At 65.6% G+C, this 20,699-nt stretch carries 19 protein-coding genes and 1 riboswitch; of the genes, 9 read left to right on the top strand and 10 right to left on the bottom strand.

The window, feature by feature from the left end:
• Positions 1-110: 110 nt before the first annotated feature.
• Positions 111-1,118 carry a sodium:calcium antiporter gene (locus tag QFZ41_RS16785; protein ID WP_429199779.1) on the bottom strand — a complete coding sequence of 336 codons (1,008 nt, stop codon included), beginning with the start codon at positions 1,116-1,118 and terminating at the stop codon, positions 111-113.
• A gap of 17 nt (positions 1,119-1,135) precedes the next feature.
• Positions 1,136-1,337: riboswitch (yybP-ykoY riboswitch) on the bottom strand.
• A gap of 26 nt (positions 1,338-1,363) precedes the next feature.
• Entirely contained in the window at positions 1,364-2,161 is a 798-nt protein-coding gene (dapB, locus tag QFZ41_RS16780) for a 4-hydroxy-tetrahydrodipicolinate reductase (RefSeq protein WP_429199778.1), read from the bottom strand.
• A 117-nt stretch (positions 2,162-2,278) separates the two neighbouring features.
• Between dapB and metG the strand changes: the two genes are divergently transcribed.
• Genes metG through nth form a run of 3 tightly spaced genes read left to right on the top strand, consistent with a single transcriptional unit; the run spans position 2,279 to position 5,657 of the window.
• Positions 2,279-4,384: a methionine--tRNA ligase gene (gene metG / locus QFZ41_RS16775; protein WP_429199777.1), complete on the top strand. Its 2,106-nt coding sequence runs from the start codon at positions 2,279-2,281 to the stop codon at positions 4,382-4,384.
• A gap of 26 nt (positions 4,385-4,410) precedes the next feature.
• Positions 4,411-5,019: an electron transport complex subunit RsxB gene (rsxB, locus tag QFZ41_RS16770; protein WP_429199776.1), complete on the top strand. Its 609-nt coding sequence runs from the start codon at positions 4,411-4,413 to the stop codon at positions 5,017-5,019.
• Positions 5,016-5,657, top strand: a complete 642-nt coding sequence (nth, locus tag QFZ41_RS16765) for an endonuclease III (RefSeq protein WP_429199775.1) — start codon at positions 5,016-5,018, stop codon at positions 5,655-5,657. The genes rsxB and nth overlap by 4 nt, the downstream gene beginning before the upstream one ends.
• A gap of 122 nt (positions 5,658-5,779) precedes the next feature.
• On the opposite strand, the gene QFZ41_RS16760 is transcribed toward nth, so the two are convergent.
• The 4 genes from QFZ41_RS16760 to QFZ41_RS16745 all read right to left on the bottom strand — a co-directional run bounded on the left by QFZ41_RS16760 (position 5,780) and on the right by QFZ41_RS16745 (position 10,336).
• Positions 5,780-7,297 (bottom strand): SulP family inorganic anion transporter, encoded by a 1,518-nt coding sequence (locus QFZ41_RS16760; protein WP_429199774.1) that lies wholly within the window; start codon positions 7,295-7,297, stop codon positions 5,780-5,782.
• 12 nt (positions 7,298-7,309) lie between these two features.
• Complete coding sequence (locus QFZ41_RS16755) at positions 7,310-7,999, bottom strand: carbonic anhydrase (RefSeq protein WP_426285006.1); 690 nt, start codon at positions 7,997-7,999, stop codon at positions 7,310-7,312.
• A 131-nt stretch (positions 8,000-8,130) separates the two neighbouring features.
• Positions 8,131-8,490 carry a hypothetical protein gene (locus tag QFZ41_RS16750; RefSeq protein ID WP_429199773.1) on the bottom strand — a complete coding sequence of 120 codons (360 nt, stop codon included), beginning with the start codon at positions 8,488-8,490 and terminating at the stop codon, positions 8,131-8,133.
• Positions 8,491-8,962: 472 nt separating this feature from the next.
• A complete protein-coding gene (locus QFZ41_RS16745) occupies positions 8,963-10,336 on the bottom strand; it encodes a porin (protein WP_429199772.1) in 1,374 nt (457 codons plus the stop codon).
• A 226-nt stretch (positions 10,337-10,562) separates the two neighbouring features.
• Here QFZ41_RS16745 and rnt point away from each other — a divergent pair, with 226 nt between their 5' ends.
• The 6 genes from rnt (at position 10,563) to phoU (ending at position 15,971) form a co-directional block, all read left to right on the top strand.
• A complete protein-coding gene (rnt, locus tag QFZ41_RS16740; RefSeq protein WP_429199771.1) occupies positions 10,563-11,222 on the top strand; it encodes a ribonuclease T in 660 nt (219 codons plus the stop codon).
• Positions 11,223-11,368: 146 nt separating this feature from the next.
• Positions 11,369-12,385 (top strand): phosphate ABC transporter substrate-binding protein PstS, encoded by a 1,017-nt coding sequence (pstS, locus tag QFZ41_RS16735; RefSeq protein WP_429199770.1) that lies wholly within the window; start codon positions 11,369-11,371, stop codon positions 12,383-12,385.
• Between the two features lie 117 nt (positions 12,386-12,502).
• A complete protein-coding gene (gene pstC, locus QFZ41_RS16730; protein ID WP_429199769.1) occupies positions 12,503-13,534 on the top strand; it encodes a phosphate ABC transporter permease subunit PstC in 1,032 nt (343 codons plus the stop codon).
• Positions 13,534-14,403 (top strand): phosphate ABC transporter permease PstA, encoded by an 870-nt coding sequence (gene pstA / locus QFZ41_RS16725; protein ID WP_429199768.1) that lies wholly within the window; start codon positions 13,534-13,536, stop codon positions 14,401-14,403. Before pstC ends, pstA begins: the two co-directional genes overlap by 1 nt.
• Before the next feature lies 1 nt (position 14,404).
• Complete coding sequence (gene pstB, locus QFZ41_RS16720; protein ID WP_426287916.1) at positions 14,405-15,229, top strand: phosphate ABC transporter ATP-binding protein PstB; 825 nt, start codon at positions 14,405-14,407, stop codon at positions 15,227-15,229.
• A gap of 25 nt (positions 15,230-15,254) precedes the next feature.
• Positions 15,255-15,971, top strand: a complete 717-nt coding sequence (gene phoU / locus QFZ41_RS16715; RefSeq protein WP_429199767.1) for a phosphate signaling complex protein PhoU — start codon at positions 15,255-15,257, stop codon at positions 15,969-15,971.
• A gap of 189 nt (positions 15,972-16,160) precedes the next feature.
• On the opposite strand, the gene sugE is transcribed toward phoU, so the two are convergent.
• The 4 genes from sugE to rnr all read right to left on the bottom strand — a co-directional run bounded on the left by sugE (position 16,161) and on the right by rnr (position 20,599).
• Complete coding sequence (gene sugE, locus QFZ41_RS16710; protein ID WP_429199766.1) at positions 16,161-16,481, bottom strand: quaternary ammonium compound efflux SMR transporter SugE; 321 nt, start codon at positions 16,479-16,481, stop codon at positions 16,161-16,163.
• Positions 16,482-16,803: 322 nt separating this feature from the next.
• Positions 16,804-17,076 (bottom strand): CBU_0592 family membrane protein, encoded by a 273-nt coding sequence (locus QFZ41_RS16705; RefSeq protein ID WP_429199765.1) that lies wholly within the window; start codon positions 17,074-17,076, stop codon positions 16,804-16,806.
• On the bottom strand, positions 17,073-17,819 hold the full coding sequence (gene rlmB / locus QFZ41_RS16700; protein ID WP_429199764.1) for a 23S rRNA (guanosine(2251)-2'-O)-methyltransferase RlmB: 747 nt from the start codon (positions 17,817-17,819) through the stop codon (positions 17,073-17,075). The genes QFZ41_RS16705 and rlmB overlap by 4 nt, the downstream gene beginning before the upstream one ends.
• Entirely contained in the window at positions 17,816-20,599 is a 2,784-nt protein-coding gene (gene rnr, locus QFZ41_RS16695; protein ID WP_429199763.1) for a ribonuclease R, read from the bottom strand. Before rnr ends, rlmB begins: the two co-directional genes overlap by 4 nt.
• Positions 20,600-20,699 lie beyond the last annotated feature (100 nt).

Below are 20,699 nucleotides of genomic sequence, written 5' to 3'. Positions count from 1 at the left end.
GATAGGATCGGCTCCCACCAAGTTAGAGCCAGAGCATCGCCGATAGGATCGGCTCCCACCAAGTTATCGCTGACTGGTGGGAGCCGATCCTATCGGCGATTCGGGCCCCCTCAGCGCACCCCGAAATACCACCCCACGAACAGCGCGAACACCCCATAAAGCGCCCCGATCGGCATCAGCCAGCGTGCCTCGACCGCTCCCCGGCGGAACATCGCCCACAGGGCCACCACCGCCACGGCCGTGATCACGCCCGCCACGATCAGCGGCGTGTCGAACAACCACGGCGTGGCGAACAACGCCAATGAACTGGGGATCGTCGCCTGGATCATCATCGCCCCCGAGATGTTCGCCAGCGCCAGCCGCTCCTTGCCCTGGCGCACCCAGATCAGCGCATTCACCGTCTCGGGCAATTCGGTGGCGACCGGGCTCAGCACCAGCGCGACCAGATGCGGCGACAGATGGAAGAACTCGCCCAGCGCCTCCAGCTGCCACACGAAGGTGCGCGAGGCGATGGCGATCACCACCAGGGCCAGCCCCGTCTGCAACATCACCCAGTTCATGCCTGGGTTCGCGTCGTGCGGTCGGAAGGTGAGCGGCTCCAGCACCTCGTCGTCCGGCCCGCTGGTGTCGTCGCGCATTTCGCGCCACACATAGAACCCGTACGAAAGCAGGAACAGCACGCCAAGCCACGGCTTCCAGCTGAAGGCGACCAGGCCGAGGCCCACCTTGACGACGAAGATCGCGAGGAACCACGACTGGTCGCGGGCCAACCGCCGGTTATCCACCCGGACCCGCGTATCCGGTCTCTTCAGGCGTTTACGCCCTGCATATAAAGCGAATCCGACCACCGCATACGCGATGGTCGCCAACACCAGGGGACCGCCGAGCGCCGCACCGACGCCGATGTCACGCGCCTCCGGCGTCTTGCCGAAAACCACGGCCACGAAGGTCACGGCGCTTTCCGGCAAGGCGGTGCCGAAGGCGGCCAGCACGGTACCCGTCGTGGTCGAACCGAGGTTGAGCTTGCGCCCGAACCATTCGACGCCATTGACGAAGTATTCGCAGGCGAAATAGATGGCCCCGGCGGACACCAGGAACAGGAAGCACGTCAGCAGCATGTTTCGCTTATAGGCCGGGCGAGCGCGAGAAAACCGATGGCACAACGACACCGCTCGCCCGGCCGGGTGAGCATGTCGATGGCCAAAGGTCTCGCCGGGCGGGCGGCGCACTCTCCATGCGCCGCTACCGTTCGCGCCATGGGGTCACGAGGACCACCAAGTCTGTTGACGCGAACTCCTCAGGGGGAACGAGGATGGCTACTCCCCAATGACATCGGCGCGGATGTTAACACGGCTTCGAGATGTCATCCCCGTTTGGAGGCGATCACGTCCTCGATCGACCAGGCGCCGGGGGCCCGGCCTGCGATCCAGGCAGCGGCCTCCAGGGCCCCGCGCGCGAAGATCGAACGGTCGGTCGCGCGGTGGCCGAGTTCGATGCGCTCGCCCTGCCCCATCAGCAAAGCCTGGTGCTCGCCGACGATGTCGCCACCGCGCACGACGGCGAAGCCGATCGTGCCGGCCTTGCGCGCACCTGGACGGCCTTCGCGTGAATAGACGGCCAGTTGGTCGAGCGTGGCGCCACGCCCCTCGGCGGCGGCATGCCCAAGCGCCAGCGCGGTGCCGGACGGAGCGTCTTCCTTGCGGTTGTGGTGGGCTTCGACGATGTCGAGGTCCCAGCCGGGCAAGGCCGCCGCGGCTTCACGCAGGAGGCGCGTGAGCACGGCCACGCCGAGGCTGAAATTGGCGGCGCGAAGAACGGCGATGCGCTCGGCCGCCTTGGTCAGGCGATCCTCCAGCGCGTCGGAAAGCCCGGTCGTGCCGGTGACCAGCGAGGCGCCGCTTTCCTCGCAATGATCGAGCGCCGCCGCGAGGCCTTCCGGTCCGCTGAAGTCGACGACGACATCGACACCGGCAGCGTCGCTCCAGTCGGTGAAGCGCAACGCGGAGACGTCGCCGTGGACGGCCTTGCCGAGCCGTGGGGAGCCGGTCGAGACGATGGCCCGGGCGAGCTCGAACCGTTCGTCGTCACGCACGAGCCCAAGCAGCGCGAGGCCCATGCGGCCGGATGCGCCGCTGATGGCGAGACGGACGGGTCGGGTCATGCAGGCGGCCTTCGGGTCGGGAGGAGCACGAATCGTAGCAGCCGGCGGCACGGCCCGCGGGGCCATGACGCAAGCGCACATGCCATAATCCGGGGTCCCGCAGCCGATCCGATCCCCATGGCCCGTCGCATCCTCGTCACCAACGCGCTTCCCTATGCCAACGGCCCGCTCCATCTGGGTCACATGCTCGGCTACATCCAGGCCGACATCTGGGCGCGCGCGCAGCGAATGCAGGGCAACGAGGTCTGGTACGTCGCCGGTGAGGACGCCCACGGCACGCCGATCATGCTGGCGGCGGAAAAGGTCGGGAAGTCCCCGGAAGACTACATCGCAGGCATCCGCGCCGGCCATGAAGCCGACTTCACCGATTTCCACTTCAGTTACGACCAGTACCACACCACGCATTCGCCGGAGAACCAGGATCTCGCGACGGCCATCTACACGCGCCTGCGCGACGGTGGCTACATCGCCCGCCGCGACATCCAGCAGCTGTACGACCCCGAGCGCGACATGTTCCTGCCGGACCGCTACATCAAGGGCACCTGTCCCAACTGCGGCACGCCCGACCAGTACGGCGACAACTGCGAGAACTGCGGCGCCACGTACGCGCCCACGGACCTGATCTCTCCTTATTCCGTGATGTCCGGCGCGACGCCGATCCTGCGCGACTCGGAGCACTTCTTCTTCGAGCTGGGCAAGTTCGAGACCCTGCTGCGCGACTGGTTCGACGGCAAGTTCACCGGTGGCAAGCCGGTGGCGAACAGTGGCGTGACCGCGAAGCTCGCCGAATGGCTCGACGGCGGATTGCGCGACTGGGACATCTCGCGCGACGCGCCCTACTTCGGCTTCCCGATTCCCGACGCCCCGGGCAAGTTCTTCTATGTCTGGCTCGACGCCCCGGTCGGCTATCTCGCCTCGTTCAAGGCGCTGTGCGAGCGGACGGGCATGCGCTTTGACGATTTCCTCGGTACCGACAGCACCGCCGAAATGCACCACTTCCTGGGCAAGGACATCATCAACTTCCACGGCCTTTTCTGGCCGGCGATGTTGCATGGCGCCGGCATGCGCACGCCCACGGCGTTGCACGTGAACGGGTACCTGACGGTGAACGGCGCGAAGATGTCCAAATCGCGCGGCACCTTCATCCAGGCTCGCACCTACCTCGACACGGGCCTCGATCCCGAGGCGCTGCGTTACTACTTCGCGACGATGCTCGGCCCGCAGCCGGTTGACGTCGACCTCGACCTGAAATCATTCGAGGAACGGGTCAACTCGCACCTGGTCGGCAAGTGGGCGAATATCGCCAGCCGCACGGCAGGGTTCCTGCATACCCACTTCGCCGGCACGCTCGCCGATCGCTTCGACGACGAGGCCTCGGCGCTGTGGCGCGACCTGCTCGCGCAGTACGAAGGCATCGAAGGTGTATACGAGGCGGACGAATTCGCGGAAGTGTCGCGCCGTTTCGTGGCCATGGCCGATGCCGTGAACGGTTACATCGCCGCGAAGGCGCCCTGGGTCATCGCCCGCGACGAATCGCGCCGCGACGAACTGCAACAGGTCTGCTCGTTCGCCATCAACGCGTTCCGCCTGCTGTCCGGCCTGCTCAAGCCAATCCTGCCGATCACGGTCGCGGCGGCGGAAGCCTTCCTCGGCGCGCCCATCGCGAACTTCGATGATGCGCGCCGCGAGTTGTTCGGCCACACCGTCAACGCCTTCTCGCCGTTGTTCGGACGCCTCGACCCGAAGAAGATCGAAGCGATGATCGAGGCCTCGAAGGAATCCTTCTCGCCCGCGGAACAGGCCAAGGCCGTCACCGCCGCGATCGCCAAACCCGCCAAGAAAACCACGGAAGCACCGAAACCGATGACCGACGCCGCCACCACCGGGACCACCACCATTTCCATCGACGACTTCGCCAAGCTCGACCTGCGCGTCGGCAAGGTGCTGGCCTGCGAGTTCGTCGAAGGCTCGGACAAGCTGTTGCGCTTCGAGCTCGATGCCGGCCCGCTGGGCAAGCGCCAGATCTTCTCCGGCATCCGCGCCGCCTATGCCGAGCCGGAAAAGCTCGTCGGCCGCAACGTCGTCTTCATCGCCAACCTCGCGCCGCGCAAGATGCGCTTCGGCCTGTCCGAGGGCATGATCCTTTCCGCCGGCGACGGCGGTGCGGACCTGTTCCTGCTCGACGCCGACCAGGGCGCGGCGCCAGGCGCCACCGTTCGCTGACGATCATTCATCGGCATGCGCCAGCCATGACGCCAACGCTCGCCGACCGGATCGACGACCTGCTGCCGCAGACGCAGTGCGAGCAGTGCGGTTTTCACGGCTGCCGTCCGTATGCGGAAGCGATCGCCGCCGGCGATGCCGGTATCGACCGCTGCCCGCCGGGTGGTGCTGCCGGTATCGCGCGGCTCGCCGCCCTGCTCGACCGGCCGATTGTTCCGCTAGATCCCACGCACGGCGTGGAGAAGCCGCGCACGCTGGCTCGCATCGTCGAGGCCGACTGCATCGGTTGCACGAAGTGCATCCAGGTCTGCCCTGTCGACGCCATTGTCGGATCGTCGAAGCTGATGCACACCGTGGTCGCCGATCTCTGCACCGGCTGCGAACTCTGCGTGCCCGCCTGCCCGGTGGACTGCATCACGCTCGACCCGATGCCACTGGCCCAGGCGGACGACCGTGCTCATGCGGACGCGGCGCGCTTGCGCTTCCAGCGCCGCGAACGGCGCCTCGCCCGCGAACGTGACGCGCGCGAACGGAAGCTCGCCGCCAGCAAGGCGGATGTCGCCGCGGCCACGACGCGAAACCCAGTGCTCGAGGCCCTGGCCCGGGCCAAGGCGAAGAAAAAGGATCGTCCGTGAAGAAGGCCGACGTGGTCGAGATGTTCAGCCGCTTGCGCGAGTTGAATCCACACCCCAAGACCGAACTGGAATACACGACGCCGTTCGAACTGCTGACGGCCGTGGCGTTGTCCGCTCAGGCGACGGACGTCGGCGTGAACAAGGCCTCGCGCAAGCTGTTCCCCGTGGCGAACACACCCCAGAAAATCCTCGATCTCGGCCTGGAGAAGCTGAAGAGCTACATCAGCACCATCGGCCTCTACAACAACAAGGCGAAGAACCTCATCGCCATGAGCCAGATTCTCGTCGATCGCTATGCGGGCGAGGTGCCTCGATCACGCGAGGCGCTGGAGGAATTGCCGGGCGTCGGCCGGAAGACGGCCAACGTCGTACTCAACACCGCGTTTGGCGAGCCCACGCTAGCGGTGGACACGCATATCTTCCGCGTCGCCAACCGCACGGGTCTCGCCCCAGGCCCGGACGTGCGCAAGGTCGAGGACAAGCTGATCAAGGTGATCCCGAAGGAGTTCATCCAGGACGCGCACCACTGGCTGATCCTGCATGGACGCTATGTGTGCAAGGCGCGGAAGCCGGAGTGTCCCGTCTGCCCGATCGTCGACTTGTGCGCTTATAAACATAAGACGAAGGCGCCCGGCTAAGAGCATCGCCGACAGGGTCGGCTCCCACATTAAAGCCAGAGCATCGCCGACAGGGTCGGCTCCCACCAGGTCGCGATAACCTGGTGGGAGCCGACCCTGTCGGCGATTCGGCGGAGCGAAAACTAGGCAGCCTGCCTGGAACCCTCCACCCGCCGCCCAAGCTCCTGCCAGTCGACGATCAGCTCACAGCCCCGCTTGGAAGCATTGCTACCCCACTCACGCAGCAGTTCCAGCGACGCCTGGTCCACGTGATGCAGACGATCCATCATCACCGACAGCCGCGTGTTCGGCGGGATGCGCTCGAGCGTGCGCGCCATCGACGGCACCTTCAGGAACGTGGCCGAACCCTCCAGGTGCAGCGTGGCCATGCCCGGCTCGTCGTGATGCGTCACGTCCATCTTCAACTTCGACGAGAGCAGCGCCAGACGCAGCAGCGACAACCCGAAGCCGACGATGACGCCCGTCAGCAGGTCAGTGGCGACGATGGCCAGCGTGGTCGCGACGTAGACCGCCGCCGTGCCCTTGCCATAAGCAGCGAGGCTCTTGATCTGCTTCGGGTTGACCATCTTCACGCCGGTGAACACCAGGATGCCCGCGAGGCACGAGACCGGCGTCATCCGCATCAACCACGGCAACAGCATCACGAAGGCCAGCAGCCAGCCACCGTGCATGATCGCCGCCATGCGCGTGGCCGAGCCGGCCTGCACATTGGCCGCGCTGCGCACGATCACCCCCGTCATGGGCAGCGCGCCGAGGAAACCGCAGATGAGGTTGCCCACGCCTTGCGCCGTCAACTCACGGTCGTAGTTCGTGCGCTCACCGTCATGCATGCGATCCACGGCGGCGGCAGAGAGCAGGGTCTCGGCACTGGCGATGAAGGCGAAGGTCGCGGCGGCCACCAGCAAGGTCGAGTCGAACACGCCGAACAGGCTGCCGAAGCTCGGCAAGCTCACCGCCGAGAACAGGTTCGACGGCACGTCCACCCGCTTCACGTCGAGCGCCCCGAACTGCGCCGCGGCGGTCATCGCGACCACCGCGAGCAAGGCACCGGGGACGAAACGCAGCCTCGCCGGACGGAGCTTTTCCCACGCCAGCATGATCGCGATCGTACCGAGGCCGATCATCAGCGCGGCGGGCAGCTGTCCTTCACCGGCACCCGTCACCGATTCCCAGATGGCACCGGGCAGCGCGGCGAAGTTCTCGAGGCCCCGGGCCTTGGGAACCGCATCGAGCAACACGTGCGACTGCGAAGCGACGATGAGGATGCCGATGCCCGACAGCATGCCGGCGACCACCGCCGGCGAGGTCATGCGGAACCACACGCCAGCCTTGCAAAGGCCCGCGGCGATCTGGATCAGGCCGGCCAGAAGCACGACGGGCCCAAGGGCGGCCACGCCGTGCTCGCGCACCAGTTCGAACACCAGGACCGCGAGGCCCGCCGCCGGGCCGCTGACCTGCAGCGGCGAACCGGCGATGGCGCCCACGACGATACCGCCGACGATGCCGGTGATGAGTCCCGCACTGGGCGGCATGCCCGATGCGATCGCGATACCCATGCACAGCGGCAATGCGACAAGAAAAACGACCACCGATCCTAGGAGGTCGCGGCCAAAGAGGCCCTGGGAGAAATAAGCACGCATGGCGAACATTCCTTAAGCGGCGGACGCGACCGGCGGCGGCGTGGAGAAGCGAGCATGCGGCGTAGCGTCCGGCACGTTCGTATCCCCGGCGACCAGCGGGCGGAAGCGGCCTTCGACGGGGTCGAAAGCGGTGATCTCCGTCTTGGCGATGTCGTAGATCCAGCCGTGGATGCGCAGGCTTCCGTTGGCCATGGCGGCGGCCACGGCGGGCAGCGTACGCAGGTGCTCCAACTGGCCGACGACGTTTTCCTCGGTGAGGTAGCGCAGGCCTTCCTCGCCATGGATGGTGGGACGGTTCTCGGCCACCACGTAGCGCGCCACGTCGGCATGCTTGAGCCACTGCTCGACCGACGGCTTGCCCTGCAGCAGCGCCGGGTTCTGCAGCGCCTTCATCGCACCGCAGTCGGAATGGCCGCAGATGACGATGTGCTGCACCTTGAGCGCCGACACGGCGTATTCGATCGCCGCCATCACGCCACTGACGTGCTGTGCGTAGGGGGGAACGATATTGCCCACGTTGCGATAGACGAAGATGTCACCGGGCTGTGCCGCGAACATCAGTTCGGGCATCACGCGCGAATCGGCGCAGGTGATGAACATCGTGTGCGGCGTCTGTCCCGAAGCCAGTCGTGCGAAAAGCTCACGCTGCTCGGCGGTCATGTGGCGGCGAAAGTGATGAAAACCCTGGATGAGACGTTCCATGGCGGTGTTCCTCTTTGGGGAGAATGGGGGCGAGCGCGCACGCTCGCTGGCGGCCGGCTTGGCCGGCACGCACGGATCAACGGATGACGGGGGTGTAGCGAGGCCTGGCGCGCGGAACGGCGCCGGCGCGATCAGCCGATGGGAGGGCGCAGATCGAGGCTGGGATGGTGTGGGCGGGGCGCAGGCAGGGTGCCTTGCGGACGGGCCTCGACCAGATGCGGCACGGTCACCGCATGCTGCGGCGGCACATCGAAGGTGTCGTCGAGGCCGCCACCGTTATCTTCTATCGAGGGCACGGGATCCTGGTCGGCCAGGTCAACGGTGTCGTCGAGAGCGCTACCCGAGGGCGACGCGTATTGCTGCTCCATGACCGAAGAGGCATGCCTTTCGCACGGCATCGCCTGCACGCCGGCACCCACGACGAACAGCGCGAGAAGCACGAGAAACGTGCTCGCGATGCGACGCAGGGTGGCGGGGGGAAGGAGGTTCATGCGTCCGAACCTACCCAGCGAATGTGACGGATGCAAGTGCGGCGACGCACCAAATTCAGGATGGGCAGAGTTTTTTCTTCGAAAACGTGATGTAGCAAGGGTTTTTTAAGGATTTCGCGTCGATCGAAATGATTCAGCGCAATGGATTTAGACGTCCGGATGGCTGTCACATTCCTGAGACGATTCGCAACCCGGGAAGAAAAAGTTCTTCGGGAGCTCCGGTCGCACCGTCGCTCGGGGAGGCTCTGGTGGGAGCCGACCCTGTCGGCGATGGTGCTAGCGGCAACCTGGCCCGCTGCTGCGGGATCGCCGACAAGGTCGGCTCCCACCGGGGCAAGAGCATCGCCGACAGGGTCGGCTCCCACCGGGGCTTTCCTTTCCGAAGCCGGGGCTTTTTCTTTTCCCAACAAAAAACGGCGGGCTTGCGCCCGCCGTTCGTTCGTCCCTGAGTGGAACTCCTTTCCGATGCTCTTTAGAAGCTCAGCATGCCCCAGAAGCCCACTTCGTTCGTCTTGTAGTGGTACGGGGTGGCGAACGGGCCGTCCAGCTGGTTGTGCTTGTAGACGAGGGCCAGCTTCAGGTTCTTCAACACGTCGTACGAGATACCGGCGTTGTAGTACTTGTCCTTCAGCTCGCGCTCGACGTCGGTCAGCGTCGTGTACTTGTAGCTCACGTGGTCGTAGCGGGCGAACACGGCGAACTGGTCGTAGAAGTGCCAGTCGGCCCACACGGAGTAACCGTCGGCCTTGTCCTTGACCGAGAGCGGAGCGGGACCGGTACCCTGGTACTTCAGGATGTCGTCCCAGTTCTCGGAGTGGAAGTACTCCGCACCGGCGCCCCAGGTCTTGTCGCGCCAGGCCACCATGGCGTCGCCACGGCTGGCGGTGCGGGTCGGCACGCCGTCCTCGACGTCGTTGCCGCGCTTGCCGGAGTAACCGCCCAGGGCGATGACCATCTGCTCGATCGGCGAATAACCGAAGCGTGCTTCGGCGTCGACGCTCTTCGAACGGCTCAGGTTGCGATAGCCGCGGCCGTTGACGACCGACACCTGGTAGTTGATCGAGTTGTCACCGGTGGTCGCGCCCAGGGCGTGGACACCCCAGTCGGACGAGTTGCCGAACGCGCCGACGCCGCCGGCGGTCGCGGTCGAGCCGCTGCGGCCACCCTCGAACGAGCGGTCGGTGATGGTGTTCTCGACGTAGCGGTAGCCGTACCACTTCTCGACGAACGGGATCCACGGCATGTCGGCCGCACCGAAGCGGACGGTGAAGAGCGGGTCGAACTTGCCCTGCACGTAGGCCTTCTTCACGAAGAGGCTGGTCTGCGACAGCGTCGACTGGTAGTTGAAGTCGGTGGTCAGGTTGGCCGACCAGACGTCGTCGAACTTGTGGTCGACGGTCAGGTAGAAGCGCTTGACGTCGAAGCCGGTGCCGTTGGTGGCGCCGTGGCCGTCCTTGTGGTTGCTCGGGTTGGTGCCGATCTTTTCGCTGTGGCTCATGTTCGACACGTCGAAGAACATCGTGCCGCCGACGTGGGTGTTGTCGACCAGCTTGTTCAGCGCATCGAGCTTCTTGGAGAGGTCTTCGGTCGGCTTGGTGGCAGCGACCTGCACGTCGTTGACAGCCTTGGCCGTCTCGATCTGCGCGTCGGCCTGCGCTTCCTGCTTGCTCTCCAGCTCGGAGACCTTGGCCTGGAGCGCGGCGAGCTGCGCCTGCAGCTGCTGAAGGGTGGCGGCGTCGACCGTGACCCGGGCCGGCTGCTGCGACTTGGGCGTCGCGGCGAGGGCCGAGAAGCTGGTCACGCCCAGACCGGCAGCGATGGCCACCGTGAGCAACTTGGAACGCATGGGATTTCTCCGCTGAAGGATGGAATGTGTGTGTGGAACCCCTGTCCCCTCCTGAGACTTTTCTGTCCGAAAATCCTCAAAGGGTCCAACGGCGCGAAGAATGGGCCGTGGGTTTTACCGTTCCATGCCTTTTTTGTTACAGATCGACGACACGCGCACATCCCCTTAACGCCCAGGTCCGCCAGGGCGCGTGCCGGCCCGGGTCCCGGGCTGATATCCTTTAAGGATGGATACGACGAGTAACAGCACCGCTTCGACCATGGCCGGGCGGTTCAGGGGATTCCTGCCGGTCATCGTCGATGTCGAGACCGGTGGCTTCGATGCCGAACGCGATGCCCTGCTGGAGATCGCCGTGGTCCCCATCGCCATGGAGGCCTCCGGCTTCCTGGTGCCGCAAGCGGCGGTCTCCGCGAACGTGGAACCTTTCCCCGGTGCCAACATCGATCCTCGCTCGCTGGAAATCACCGGTATCGACCCCGATCACCCCTTTCGCGGCGCCCTGCCCGAACGCCAGGCGCTCGATCACGTCTTCAATGCCATACGCGACGCGGTGAAGACCGCCGCGTGCCAGCGGGCGGTGCTGGTAGGCCACAACGCGGCCTTCGACCTGGCCTTCCTCAACGCGGCGGTGCGCCGCACGGGCCATAAGCGCAATCCGTTCCATCCCTTCAGCTGTTTCGATACGGCCACCCTCGGCGGCCTCGCCTACGGGCAGACGGTACTGAGCAAGGCCGTGCTGGCCGCGGGACTGTCGTTCGATACGCGCGAGGCCCACTCGGCCATCTACGACGCCGAGCGCACGGCGGAGCTTTTCTGCGAAATCGTCAACCGCTGGCGCCGGCTCGAGCTCTCGGAACGAGAGATGGCGGCACCGCTCGCCGTCTAAGACGTTTCGTAAGTTCCTGAATATGACACCAAAAAGGCGGGTGTCATACCGCTGCAACATTCAGTACGTCTCATTGCAACACGGCAGGGCTGGAATACAGCCCCGGGCGGGCCTCGCCCGACACTCATTCACCCGAGGAAAGCTCCGTGTTCACACACAAACTCCGTATTGCAGCGCTCGTCGCCGCGTCCCTTTTCGGCATGTCCGCCCAGGCTACCGACATCACGGGCGCCGGCTCGAGCTTCGTCTACCCAGTCCTGTCGAAGTGGTCGGCGACGTACGCTGAGAACACCGGCAACAAGCTGAACTACCAGTCGGTCGGCTCGGGTGCGGGCATCGCCCAGATCAAGGAAGGCACGATCGACTTCGGCGCCTCCGACGCGCCGATGAGCGCGGAAGACCTCGCCAAGTTCGGCCTCGGCCAGTTCCCGGTCGTCGTCGGCGGCATCGTGCCGATCGTCAACCTGCAGGGCGTGGCCCCGGGCCAGATCAAGATCGACGGCAAGCTGCTCGCCGACATCTACCTGGGCAAGATCGCCCGTTGGAACGACCCGGCCGTCGCCGCGCTGAACCCGGGCGTGAAGATCCCCGACGTTAAGATCACCGTCGTGCATCGCTCGGACGGTTCGGGCACCTCGTTCAACTTCACCAACTACCTCTCCAAGGTCAGCCCGGAATGGGCGTCCAAGGTGAAGTTCGGCACGGCGGTCGAATGGCCGGCCGGCGTCGGTGGCAAGGGTAACGAAGGCGTCGCGCAGTACGTGCGCCAGATCCCGGGCTCGATCGGCTACGTGGAATACGCTTACGCCACCAAGAACAAGCTCTCCTACGCGCAGATGCAGAACGCCGCTGGCCAGTGGGTACAGCCGAACGCCGACAGCTTCGCCGCCGCGGCCGCCACGGCCGACTGGAAGAGCGCCAAGGACTTCAACCTGATCATGACCAACGCCCCCGGCGCGCAGGCGTGGCCGATCACGGCGACCACCTGGGTGATCATGTACAAGAAGGCCAAGAACGCCTCGCACGCCAAGGTCGCCTTCGACTTCTTCAAGTGGTCGCTGGAAAAGGGCCAGGCGCAGGCCGCCTCGCTTGACTACGTCGCCCTTCCGGCGCCGCTGGTCCAGCAGATCGAAGCCTACTGGGCTTCCGAGTTCAAGAACTGACCCGATCTCGACAGTCCGGCTGACACATAGCGGGCCCAGAGTATCGCCCAAGGGGGTCGCCGTTCCGACAGGGGCGGCGACCCGACGTCTGCGTAGGCCCGGGAACCCGAACCCATCATGCATGCCACCGTCAGCAACGCCGTCCCGAACGCAGATCGCGCGATCGAGGCGGGCCGAAACGCAACCGACGCACGCAACGACCGGCTTTTCGGCTGGGTGCTGAAGGCCTGTGCGCTGCTCGTCCTGATCACCCTGATCGGCGCGGCACTGTCCACCCTCTGGCTCGGCCGCGACGCGTTCGCCACCTTCGGCTGGCGCTTCCTCATCAGCGATGCCTGGGATCCGGGCAACAACCAGTTCGGCGCCCTGGTGCCGGTGATGGGCACCATCACCACGGCCGTCATCGCCCTGGTGTTCGCCGTGCCGGTGAGCTTCGGCATCGCCCTCTTCCTTACCGAGATCGCGCCCGGCTGGCTGCGTGGCCCGGTCAGCTCGGCCATCGAACTGCTGGCCGGCATTCCTTCGATCATCTACGGCATGTGGGGCCTCTTCATCTTCGCCCCGTTCGTCGCCGAGCACATAAAGCCCTGGCTGATGAACAACTTCAGCGCCGATCCGCCGGACGGCCAGGTCTCGTGGCTGGTCCAGCACGTGCCATGGATCGCGAAATTCTTCTCCAGCGAATACCCGTTCTTCGGTGCCGGCGTGCTCACGGCGGGCCTGGTCCTGGCGGTGATGATCATTCCCTTCATCTCCTCCGTGATGCGCGAGGTGTTCCAGACGGTGCCGACGCGCCTGAAGGAGTCCGCCTATGCGCTGGGTTCGAGCACGTGGGAAGTGGTCTGGGACATCGTGGTGCCCTACACCCGCACCGCCGTGATCGGCGGCATCTTCCTCGGCCTGGGCCGCGCGCTCGGCGAGACCATGGCCGTGGCCTTCGTGCTCGGCAACACCTTCAAGTTCACTCCGTCGATTCTCGAGACCGGCAGCTCCATCGCCTCGACCATCGCCAACCAGTTCGGTGAAGCCGAGGGCCTGCAGAAGTCGGCCCTGATGGCGCTGGCCTTCCTGCTCTTCGTGGTGACCTTCATCGTGCTGCTTATCGCGCGCCTCATGCTCCGCCGGCTCGCCACGAAGGAGGGCAGGTAATGTCCGCCTCGCTCTACACGACGCGCCGCATCAAGAACATCGCGGCGATGGCCTTCAGCATCGTCGCCACGGCCATCGGCCTGTTGTTCCTGGCCTGGATACTGTGGGAAACCCTCAGCCAGGGCATCGCGGGCCTGAAGCCGCAGCTCTTCACGAAGATCACGGCATACCGCGAGGAAGGCGGCCTGGCCAACGCCATGGTCGGCAGCCTGATCCTCAACGTGCTCGGCATCCTGATCGCCACACCCATCGGTGTCGCCGCCGGCACGTGGCTGGCCGAATACTCGCTGCGCTCGCGGCTCGGCCCGACCATCCGCTTCCTCAACGACATCCTGCTTTCGGCGCCGTCGATCGTGCTGGGCCTGTTCGTCTACACCGTGATCGTGCTGCCGTCGAAGTGGCTGACCAACGGTGACGTGACGTTCTCGGGTATCGCGGGCGGCATCGCGCTGGCCCTGATCGCCCTGCCCGTCATCGTCCGCACCACCGACGAGATGCTGCGCCTGGTGCCGGGTACGCTGCGCGAAGCCGCGCTGTCGCTCGGCGTGCCGCAGTGGAAGCTGACGATGCAGATCCTGATCCGCGCCGCGCGCTCGGGTATCGTCACGGGTGTGCTGCTGGCCCTGGCCCGCATCAGCGGCGAAACCGCGCCGCTGCTGTTCACGGCCTTCGGCAACAACTTCATGACCTTCAACCCGATCGACAAGATGCCGAGCCTGCCGCAGATCATCTACGAATACACCAAGGACCCCAGCCCGGACATCAACACGCTGGCCTGGGCCGGTGCCTTCGTACTGACCATGTTCGTGCTGGCGCTCAGCCTGATCGCCCGCTTCATCTTCTCGCGCTCCAAGGTGTCCCATGACTAACATGAACGAAGTCGCCTCCCAGCCGGGCTTCGGCACGTCGCCGCACGCCTCGGGCGTCGACCTTGGCCAGGTGCCGGCGAAGATGACCGTGCGCGACGTGAACTTCCACTACGGCGATTTCCACGCGATCAAGAACATCGCCATGGACGTGCCGGAGAAGAAGGTCACCGCGATCATCGGGCCGTCAGGCTGCGGCAAGTCCACCTTGCTGCGCATCTTCAACCGCATCTACGCGATCTACCCGAACCTGCGCGCCAGCGGCGAGATCGTGCTGGATGGCGAGAACATCCTCGACCCTAAGTACTCGCTGAACCGCTTGCGCAGCAAGGTGGGCATGGTGTTCCAGAAGCCGGTGCCGTTCCCGATGACGATCTTCGAGAACGTCGCCTATGGCATCCGCCACCATGAGAAGCTCTCGCGTTCGGAGATGGAAAGCCGCGTGGAACAGGCCTTGCGTGGCGCGGCGCTGTGGGACGAGGTGAAGGACAAGCTCAAGCAGAGCGCACTGGGGCTTTCCGGTGGCCAGCAGCAGCGCCTGTGCATCGCCCGCGGTATCGCGCTGAAGCCCGAGGTGCTGCTGCTCGACGAACCCACCTCGGCACTCGATCCGATCGCCACGAGCCGCATTGAGCAGCTGGTGGAAGAGCTCAAGAAGGATTTCACGATCGTCATCGTGACGCACAACATGCAGCAGGCGGCGCGCTGCTCGGACATGACCGCTTTCATGTACATGGGCGAGCTGATCGAGTTCGACCGGACCGAGAAGATCTTCACCAAGCCGGACAAGAAGCAGACCGAAGACTACATTACCGGCCGTTTCGGCTGAGCGCCCCCTACTCCGAGGTCCCGCGATGAACAATCCGCACGAACACATCATCAAGAGCTACGACAGCGAGTTGAAGCGCCTCACCGGCGAGATCGTCAAGATGGGCGAACTGGCGCTCGCGCAGCTCGAGGCCGCGATCGACGTTGTCGAGCGGCGCGACGAACGCGCCGCCCAGCGCGTGGTCGACAACGACGACGCGCTGGATGCGCTCGAGCAGGAAGTGAGCCAGGACGTGGTCCGCCTCCTCGCCCTGCGCGCGCCGATCGCAGGTGACTTGCGCAACGTCTTCGCCGCCCTGCGCATCGCCGCGGACATCGAGCGCATCGGCGACTACGCCGCCAACGTGGCCAAGCGTTCCATCCCGCTGAGCCGCGTTGCACCGATCACCGCCGCCGGCGGTCTGGCCAACCTCGCCGAACTCGCCGCCGACCAGCTGCGCAACGTGTTGAAGGCCTACGACGAGCAGGACGCCGAGGCGGCCTATGAGGTGTGGAAGTCGGATGCGGAGCTCGACGAGGCGTATACGGTGGTGTTCCGCGCCCTCCTCACTTACATGATGGAAGACCCGCGCAACATCACGCCGTGCACGCACCTGCTGTTCATGGCGAAGAACATCGAGCGCATCGGCGACCACGCGACGAACATCGCCGAGAACGTGTGGTTCGTGGTGCACGGCGAACCGTTGGTGGCACCGCGCATGAAACGCGATACGACGGCCAGCCCGGATTTCGACAAGCCCTGAAGAGCATCGCCGACAGGGTCGGCTCCCACCAGAGCTCGGGCCTTGGGAAAACCATACCTTGGACCCGAGTCAGGGTGGGACCTAAGGCATGGTGGGACCCGAGTTTTGGTGAGAGCCGACCCTGTCGGCGATTCAACGGTCCGGCAGACTCAGAGACCCCTCGAGCCCCAGACTCGCCGACCCAGCGGCTCAGGCCGCCGAAGTCAGCTTGAGCCCCAGAATCCCCGCCACGATCAGCCCCACGCACAGCAGCCGCAACGGCTGCGCCGACTCACCGAACAGCACGATACCCATCGTGACCGCGCCCACGGCGCCGATGCCGGTCCACACCGCGTAAGCGGTGCCCAGCGGCAGCTTCTTCGTGGCGAAGGCGAGCAACACGATGCTTATCACCATCGCGGTGCCGGTCAACAGACTCGGCACGAGACGCGTGAAGCCTTCGGTATATTTGAGGCCAACGGCCCAGGCGATCTCGAAGAGACCGGCGAGAACGAGAATGGTCCAGTACATGAAAGCGACTCCGCACAGGCGGGGTCGTCCCCGCGGAGATGATGCGCATCGCGGGGCCGTCCCCGCGTGCGGACCGGCATTGCGCCGATCCGCCAGAGATTCTACACACCCTGTGTAACCCCCCGCTGACCCGGGCTGGCGACCACCTGGTGTGATCCTTTGCTGATTCCGGGCTAACGACCACCTGGTGGGAGCCGACCTTGTCGGCGATCCCGCGGCAGCGGGCCGGGTTACGGCAAGCACCCATCGCCGACAGGGTCGGCTCCCACAGGAGTCTGAGGCAAGCACCCATCGCCAACAAGGTCGGCTCCCACCAAGATCGCTACAGGATCGGTGCCGCGGCTGCTTTCTTCGCCCTCACGCCGCGCACGATGCCGTATACGCTGATCAGGAACCATGCCATCTCCTGCAGGAACGCGGAGAGGTTGAAGGTGCCGAAGATCAGCGAGAGCAGGATGCCGAAGGCGCCGACCAGGTTCATCACCTGGTACGGGTAACCCTGGCCCGACAGCTTGTGCGCCTGGACCAGAAAGAACGCCACCAGGACCAGGGTGACCCCGATCAGTCCGGCCCAGTCATGCCACAACAGATTCATCGTTTGGCCCCTCGCTGACGTAACGCCTCGAACAGGACGATGCCGGTGGCGACGGAGACGTTGAGGCTCTCCATGCCGCCGGGCATCGGGATCTTGGCTACGAAGTCACAGGTGTCGCGGGTGAGCCGGCGCATGCCGTCGCCTTCGCTACCCATTACCAGGGCGACAGGCCCCTTGAGATCGATGTCGTAGACGGACTGGCCGGTATCTCCATCCAATCCCGTGATCCAGACGCCGGCATCCTTGAGCATGCGCATGGCGCGCGCGAGGTTGGTCGCGGCCACGACGGGCACGAGATCCGCGCCGCCCGCCGAGGCACGGCGCACCGTCGGCGTGATGCCGACGGCGCGATCCTTCGGCACCACCACGGCGGTCACGTTCGCCGCCGCCGCGCTGCGCAGGCAGGCACCGAGGTTATGCGGGTCGGTGACGCCGTCGAGCACGAGCACCAGTGCGTTGGACCCTGCCGCCTCCAACAATGCGGGAAGGTCGTTCTCCCCACGCAGCGGCGGTGTCTCGTAGCGGGCGATCACACCCTGGTGACGCGCTTCGCCACCGAGCTTCTCGAGTTGCTCCTTGCCCACCGTTTTCAACGGCAGGCCGAGCTTGCGCGCTTGCGCGGCGATCTCGTTCACGCGCGCGTTCTTCGAGTTCTGCTCGATCAATACTTCCCGGACACGATCCGGGTCGTTGGCTAGCGCGCCTTCGACCGGATTGATGCCAACGATCCACGACTCACTCATGCTTGCGGCTTGCTCCTGGGTCTACGTCGTGCGCTCTTGCCCGCGGTTTTCGCGGGTGCGCTCTTAACCGGCGCCGCCTTGGCCGCCGTCCTGGTTCCGGTTTGCCTGGCAGCGGGCTGGGCGGTCTTCGTCCCGCGCCCCTTCACCGCATCGTTCTGCGGCGCGTCGACCTTCCTGGATACCGGCCTCTCGTTCCCGCCGGCCTGCCGCCCCCTCGAACGATTTCCAGCCGTGGAGCGCCCGCCGTCCTTCGACGATGCAACGTCCCTCGACCGGGATGCATCCTTCGGCTGTGCGGCATCGCGGCCCTGGTGGGAAGCGCGCTTGCGCGCGACACCCGCACCCTCGGTCTCGCCAGCCGCCTGACGAGCAGGCCGCGCATGATGCTCCGCCACCGGTTCCGCGGCGACCGGGGCCTTCGTCTTCTTGCCAAAGATCCGCCCCACCGCCTTCTTCGCGGCACGACCGAACGCCTTCCCGGCCTCCGCCATACCCGAGCGAGACGCCGGCGCAGGCGCGGCGGCGACCGGCGGAGGCGGCTTCGGCAACGCGGCCAGGCGGGCCACTAGGCGGAAGTCGATCTTGCGATCTTCCAGGCTCGCGCGCAGCACCTGCACGCTCACGTAATCGCCGAGGCGATAGCTGGCTCCCGTGCGCTCGCCGGACAGCAAATGACGGACCGGATCGAACTTGTAGTAATCGTTCGGCAACTGCGAGACATGGACGAGGCCTGACACGCGCGACGCCGACAGTTCGACGAACAGGCCGAACGAGGTGACGCCCGTGATCGTGCCGGCGAATTCCTCGCCGACATGTTTCTCCATCCAGGCGCACTTGAAGCGCTCGTCGACATCGCGCTCGGCTTCTTCAGCACGGCGCTCGCGCTGCGAGCAGTGCACGGCCATCGAGGCCATCTGGCTCTCGCTGTACGTGTAATCGGCCGGCTTGCCCTTGGTCAGCGCGTAACGGATGGCGCGATGCACGAGCAGGTCGGGATAACGGCGGATCGGCGAGGTGAAGTGCGCGTACGCATCCAGCGCCAGGCCGAAGTGGCCCTGGTTCTCCGGGTGGTACACGGCCATGCTCTGAGCGCGCAGGAGCACCGACTGGATCAGTTCCGCTTCGGGACGATCGTGCACCTTCTTGAGCAAGGCGGAGAAGTCGGCCGGAGTGACTTCGTCGGCCGGCGGCATCTTCAGCTTGAACTCGCGCAGGAACTGCAGGAGATCGTCGTACTTCTCGGCCGGTGGCGGTGCGTGCACGCGGTAGAGGGCGGGAATCTTCCGCTTCGACAGATACCTCGCCGCCTGCACGTTGGCGGCGATCATGCATTCCTCGATGAGCTTGTGCGCATCGTTACGATCGCTGGCGCCCATGGAGACCACGTCACCCGACGGGGCGAGGCGGAACTTCACTTCCGGCGTTTCGAAGTCGATGGCGCCGCGACGCTTGCGCGCCTTCGCCATCACCTTGTAGAGACGATGCAGGGTCTCGACCTGCGGAAGCACGTCGGCGATCTCGTCGCGCACATCGGCATTGCGCTCGCCCACGGCCTGCCACACCTTGTTATAGGTGAGCCGCGCATGCGAATACATCACCGCGTCGTAGAACTTCGACCGGACGACCTCGCCTTCCTCGTCGACCTCCATGTCGCAGACCATGCACAGGCGGTCGACCTTGGGGTTGAGCGAGCAGATGCCGTTGGACAGCGTCTCCGGCAACATCGGCACGACGAAACCGGGGAAATAGGTGGACGTGCTGCGATCGTAGGCTTCGACGTCGAGCGGCGTCCCCACGGGTACGTAGTGCGACACGTCGGCGATGGCGACGATCAGGCGGAACCCACCGCCCTTGAGCGCTTCGGCATAGACGGCGTCGTCGAAATCGCGGGCGTCCTCGCCGTCGATCGTGACCAGCGGCAGCTTGCGGATATCGACGCGGCCCTTGCGTTCCTCCGAGGTGACCTTGGGCTCCACTTCCTCCGCCTGGCGGATGACCTGGGCCGGCCATTCATGCGGCAGGTCGTGGCTGGCGATGGCCATCTCGACCACGAGCGAGGGCTCGAGGCGTTCGCCCAGCACGGCGCGGACGGTGCCCATCGGACCACGATGCGGGGTGGGTGGATCGGTGATCTCGACCACCACGATCTCGCCGGAGCGGGCACCGGCGTCGCGGCCGGCGGGGATCATGATGTTCTGGTGCAGGCGGCGGTCGTCCGGCTCGACCAGGGTCACGCCGTTCTCGACGACGACGCGGCCGACGAGGCGCGGCGAACGCCGTTCCAGTACCTCGACGATGGCGCCCTGGCGGCGGCCACGGCGGTCGATGCCGACCACGCTGGCCAGCACGCGGTCGCCGTGCAGCACGCTGCGCATCTGCGACGGCGAGAGGTAGAGGTCTTCCCCGCCCTCGTCCGGGCGCAGGAAGCCGTAGCCCTCGGCGTTGGCGATGACCCGGCCGGGAATCAGGCTGAGCTTCTCCGCCGGGGCATAGCTTCCGCGGCGGTTCCGCAGCAGCTGGCCGTCGCGGACCATGGCACCCAGCCGGCGGTCCAGCGCGTTGATCTCGTAGTCGGTGAACAGGCGCAGGGAGCGTGCGATGTCCTCGGGCATCAGCAGTTCGCCGCGTTCCTCCAGCAGGGCCAGGATAGCCTCGCGGCTGGGGATCGGCTGGTCGTAGCGCTGGGCTTCGCGGTCGGCATGGGGATCGACCACGGCCGGGCTGGCCTTGGGTTTACGGGGGCCGCGGTCGGCTCCCGACCCTTTCTGTTTCTTCGTCACGTAAGGACCTTTGAAGGGGGACGTGGAATAGTTTCACATCCGGGGTGCAAAATCGTTGACAAGTTTCCTCGACCTACCTAATCTACGCGGCTCACGGGGC

The sequence above is a fragment of the Luteibacter sp. W1I16 genome, from assembly GCF_050434905.1.
Lineage (GTDB): Bacteria > Pseudomonadota > Gammaproteobacteria > Xanthomonadales > Rhodanobacteraceae > Luteibacter.
This window is presented reverse-complemented; position numbering and strand designations above follow the sequence as displayed.

What these genes read in the sequence shown, in the direction of transcription:
- QFZ41_RS16785 (WP_429199779.1), bottom strand. Translation starts at nt 1,118, where the DNA reads ATGCTGCTGACGTGCTTCCTGTTCCTGGTGTCCGCCGGGGCCATCTAT.
- dapB (WP_429199778.1), bottom strand. Translation starts at nt 2,161, where the DNA reads ATGACCCGACCCGTCCGTCTCGCCATCAGCGGCGCATCCGGCCGCATG.
- metG (WP_429199777.1), top strand. Translation starts at nt 2,279, where the DNA reads ATGGCCCGTCGCATCCTCGTCACCAACGCGCTTCCCTATGCCAACGGC.
- rsxB (WP_429199776.1), top strand. Translation starts at nt 4,411, where the DNA reads ATGACGCCAACGCTCGCCGACCGGATCGACGACCTGCTGCCGCAGACG.
- QFZ41_RS16760 (WP_429199774.1), bottom strand. Translation starts at nt 7,297, where the DNA reads ATGCGTGCTTATTTCTCCCAGGGCCTCTTTGGCCGCGACCTCCTAGGA.
- QFZ41_RS16755 (WP_426285006.1), bottom strand. Translation starts at nt 7,999, where the DNA reads ATGGAACGTCTCATCCAGGGTTTTCATCACTTTCGCCGCCACATGACC.
- QFZ41_RS16750 (WP_429199773.1), bottom strand. Translation starts at nt 8,490, where the DNA reads ATGAACCTCCTTCCCCCCGCCACCCTGCGTCGCATCGCGAGCACGTTT.
- QFZ41_RS16745 (WP_429199772.1), bottom strand. Translation starts at nt 10,336, where the DNA reads ATGCGTTCCAAGTTGCTCACGGTGGCCATCGCTGCCGGTCTGGGCGTG.
- rnt (WP_429199771.1), top strand. Translation starts at nt 10,563, where the DNA reads ATGGATACGACGAGTAACAGCACCGCTTCGACCATGGCCGGGCGGTTC.
- pstC (WP_429199769.1), top strand. Translation starts at nt 12,503, where the DNA reads ATGCATGCCACCGTCAGCAACGCCGTCCCGAACGCAGATCGCGCGATC.
- pstA (WP_429199768.1), top strand. Translation starts at nt 13,534, where the DNA reads ATGTCCGCCTCGCTCTACACGACGCGCCGCATCAAGAACATCGCGGCG.
- pstB (WP_426287916.1), top strand. Translation starts at nt 14,405, where the DNA reads ATGAACGAAGTCGCCTCCCAGCCGGGCTTCGGCACGTCGCCGCACGCC.
- phoU (WP_429199767.1), top strand. Translation starts at nt 15,255, where the DNA reads ATGAACAATCCGCACGAACACATCATCAAGAGCTACGACAGCGAGTTG.
- sugE (WP_429199766.1), bottom strand. Translation starts at nt 16,481, where the DNA reads ATGTACTGGACCATTCTCGTTCTCGCCGGTCTCTTCGAGATCGCCTGG.
- QFZ41_RS16705 (WP_429199765.1), bottom strand. Translation starts at nt 17,076, where the DNA reads ATGAATCTGTTGTGGCATGACTGGGCCGGACTGATCGGGGTCACCCTG.
- rlmB (WP_429199764.1), bottom strand. Translation starts at nt 17,819, where the DNA reads ATGAGTGAGTCGTGGATCGTTGGCATCAATCCGGTCGAAGGCGCGCTA.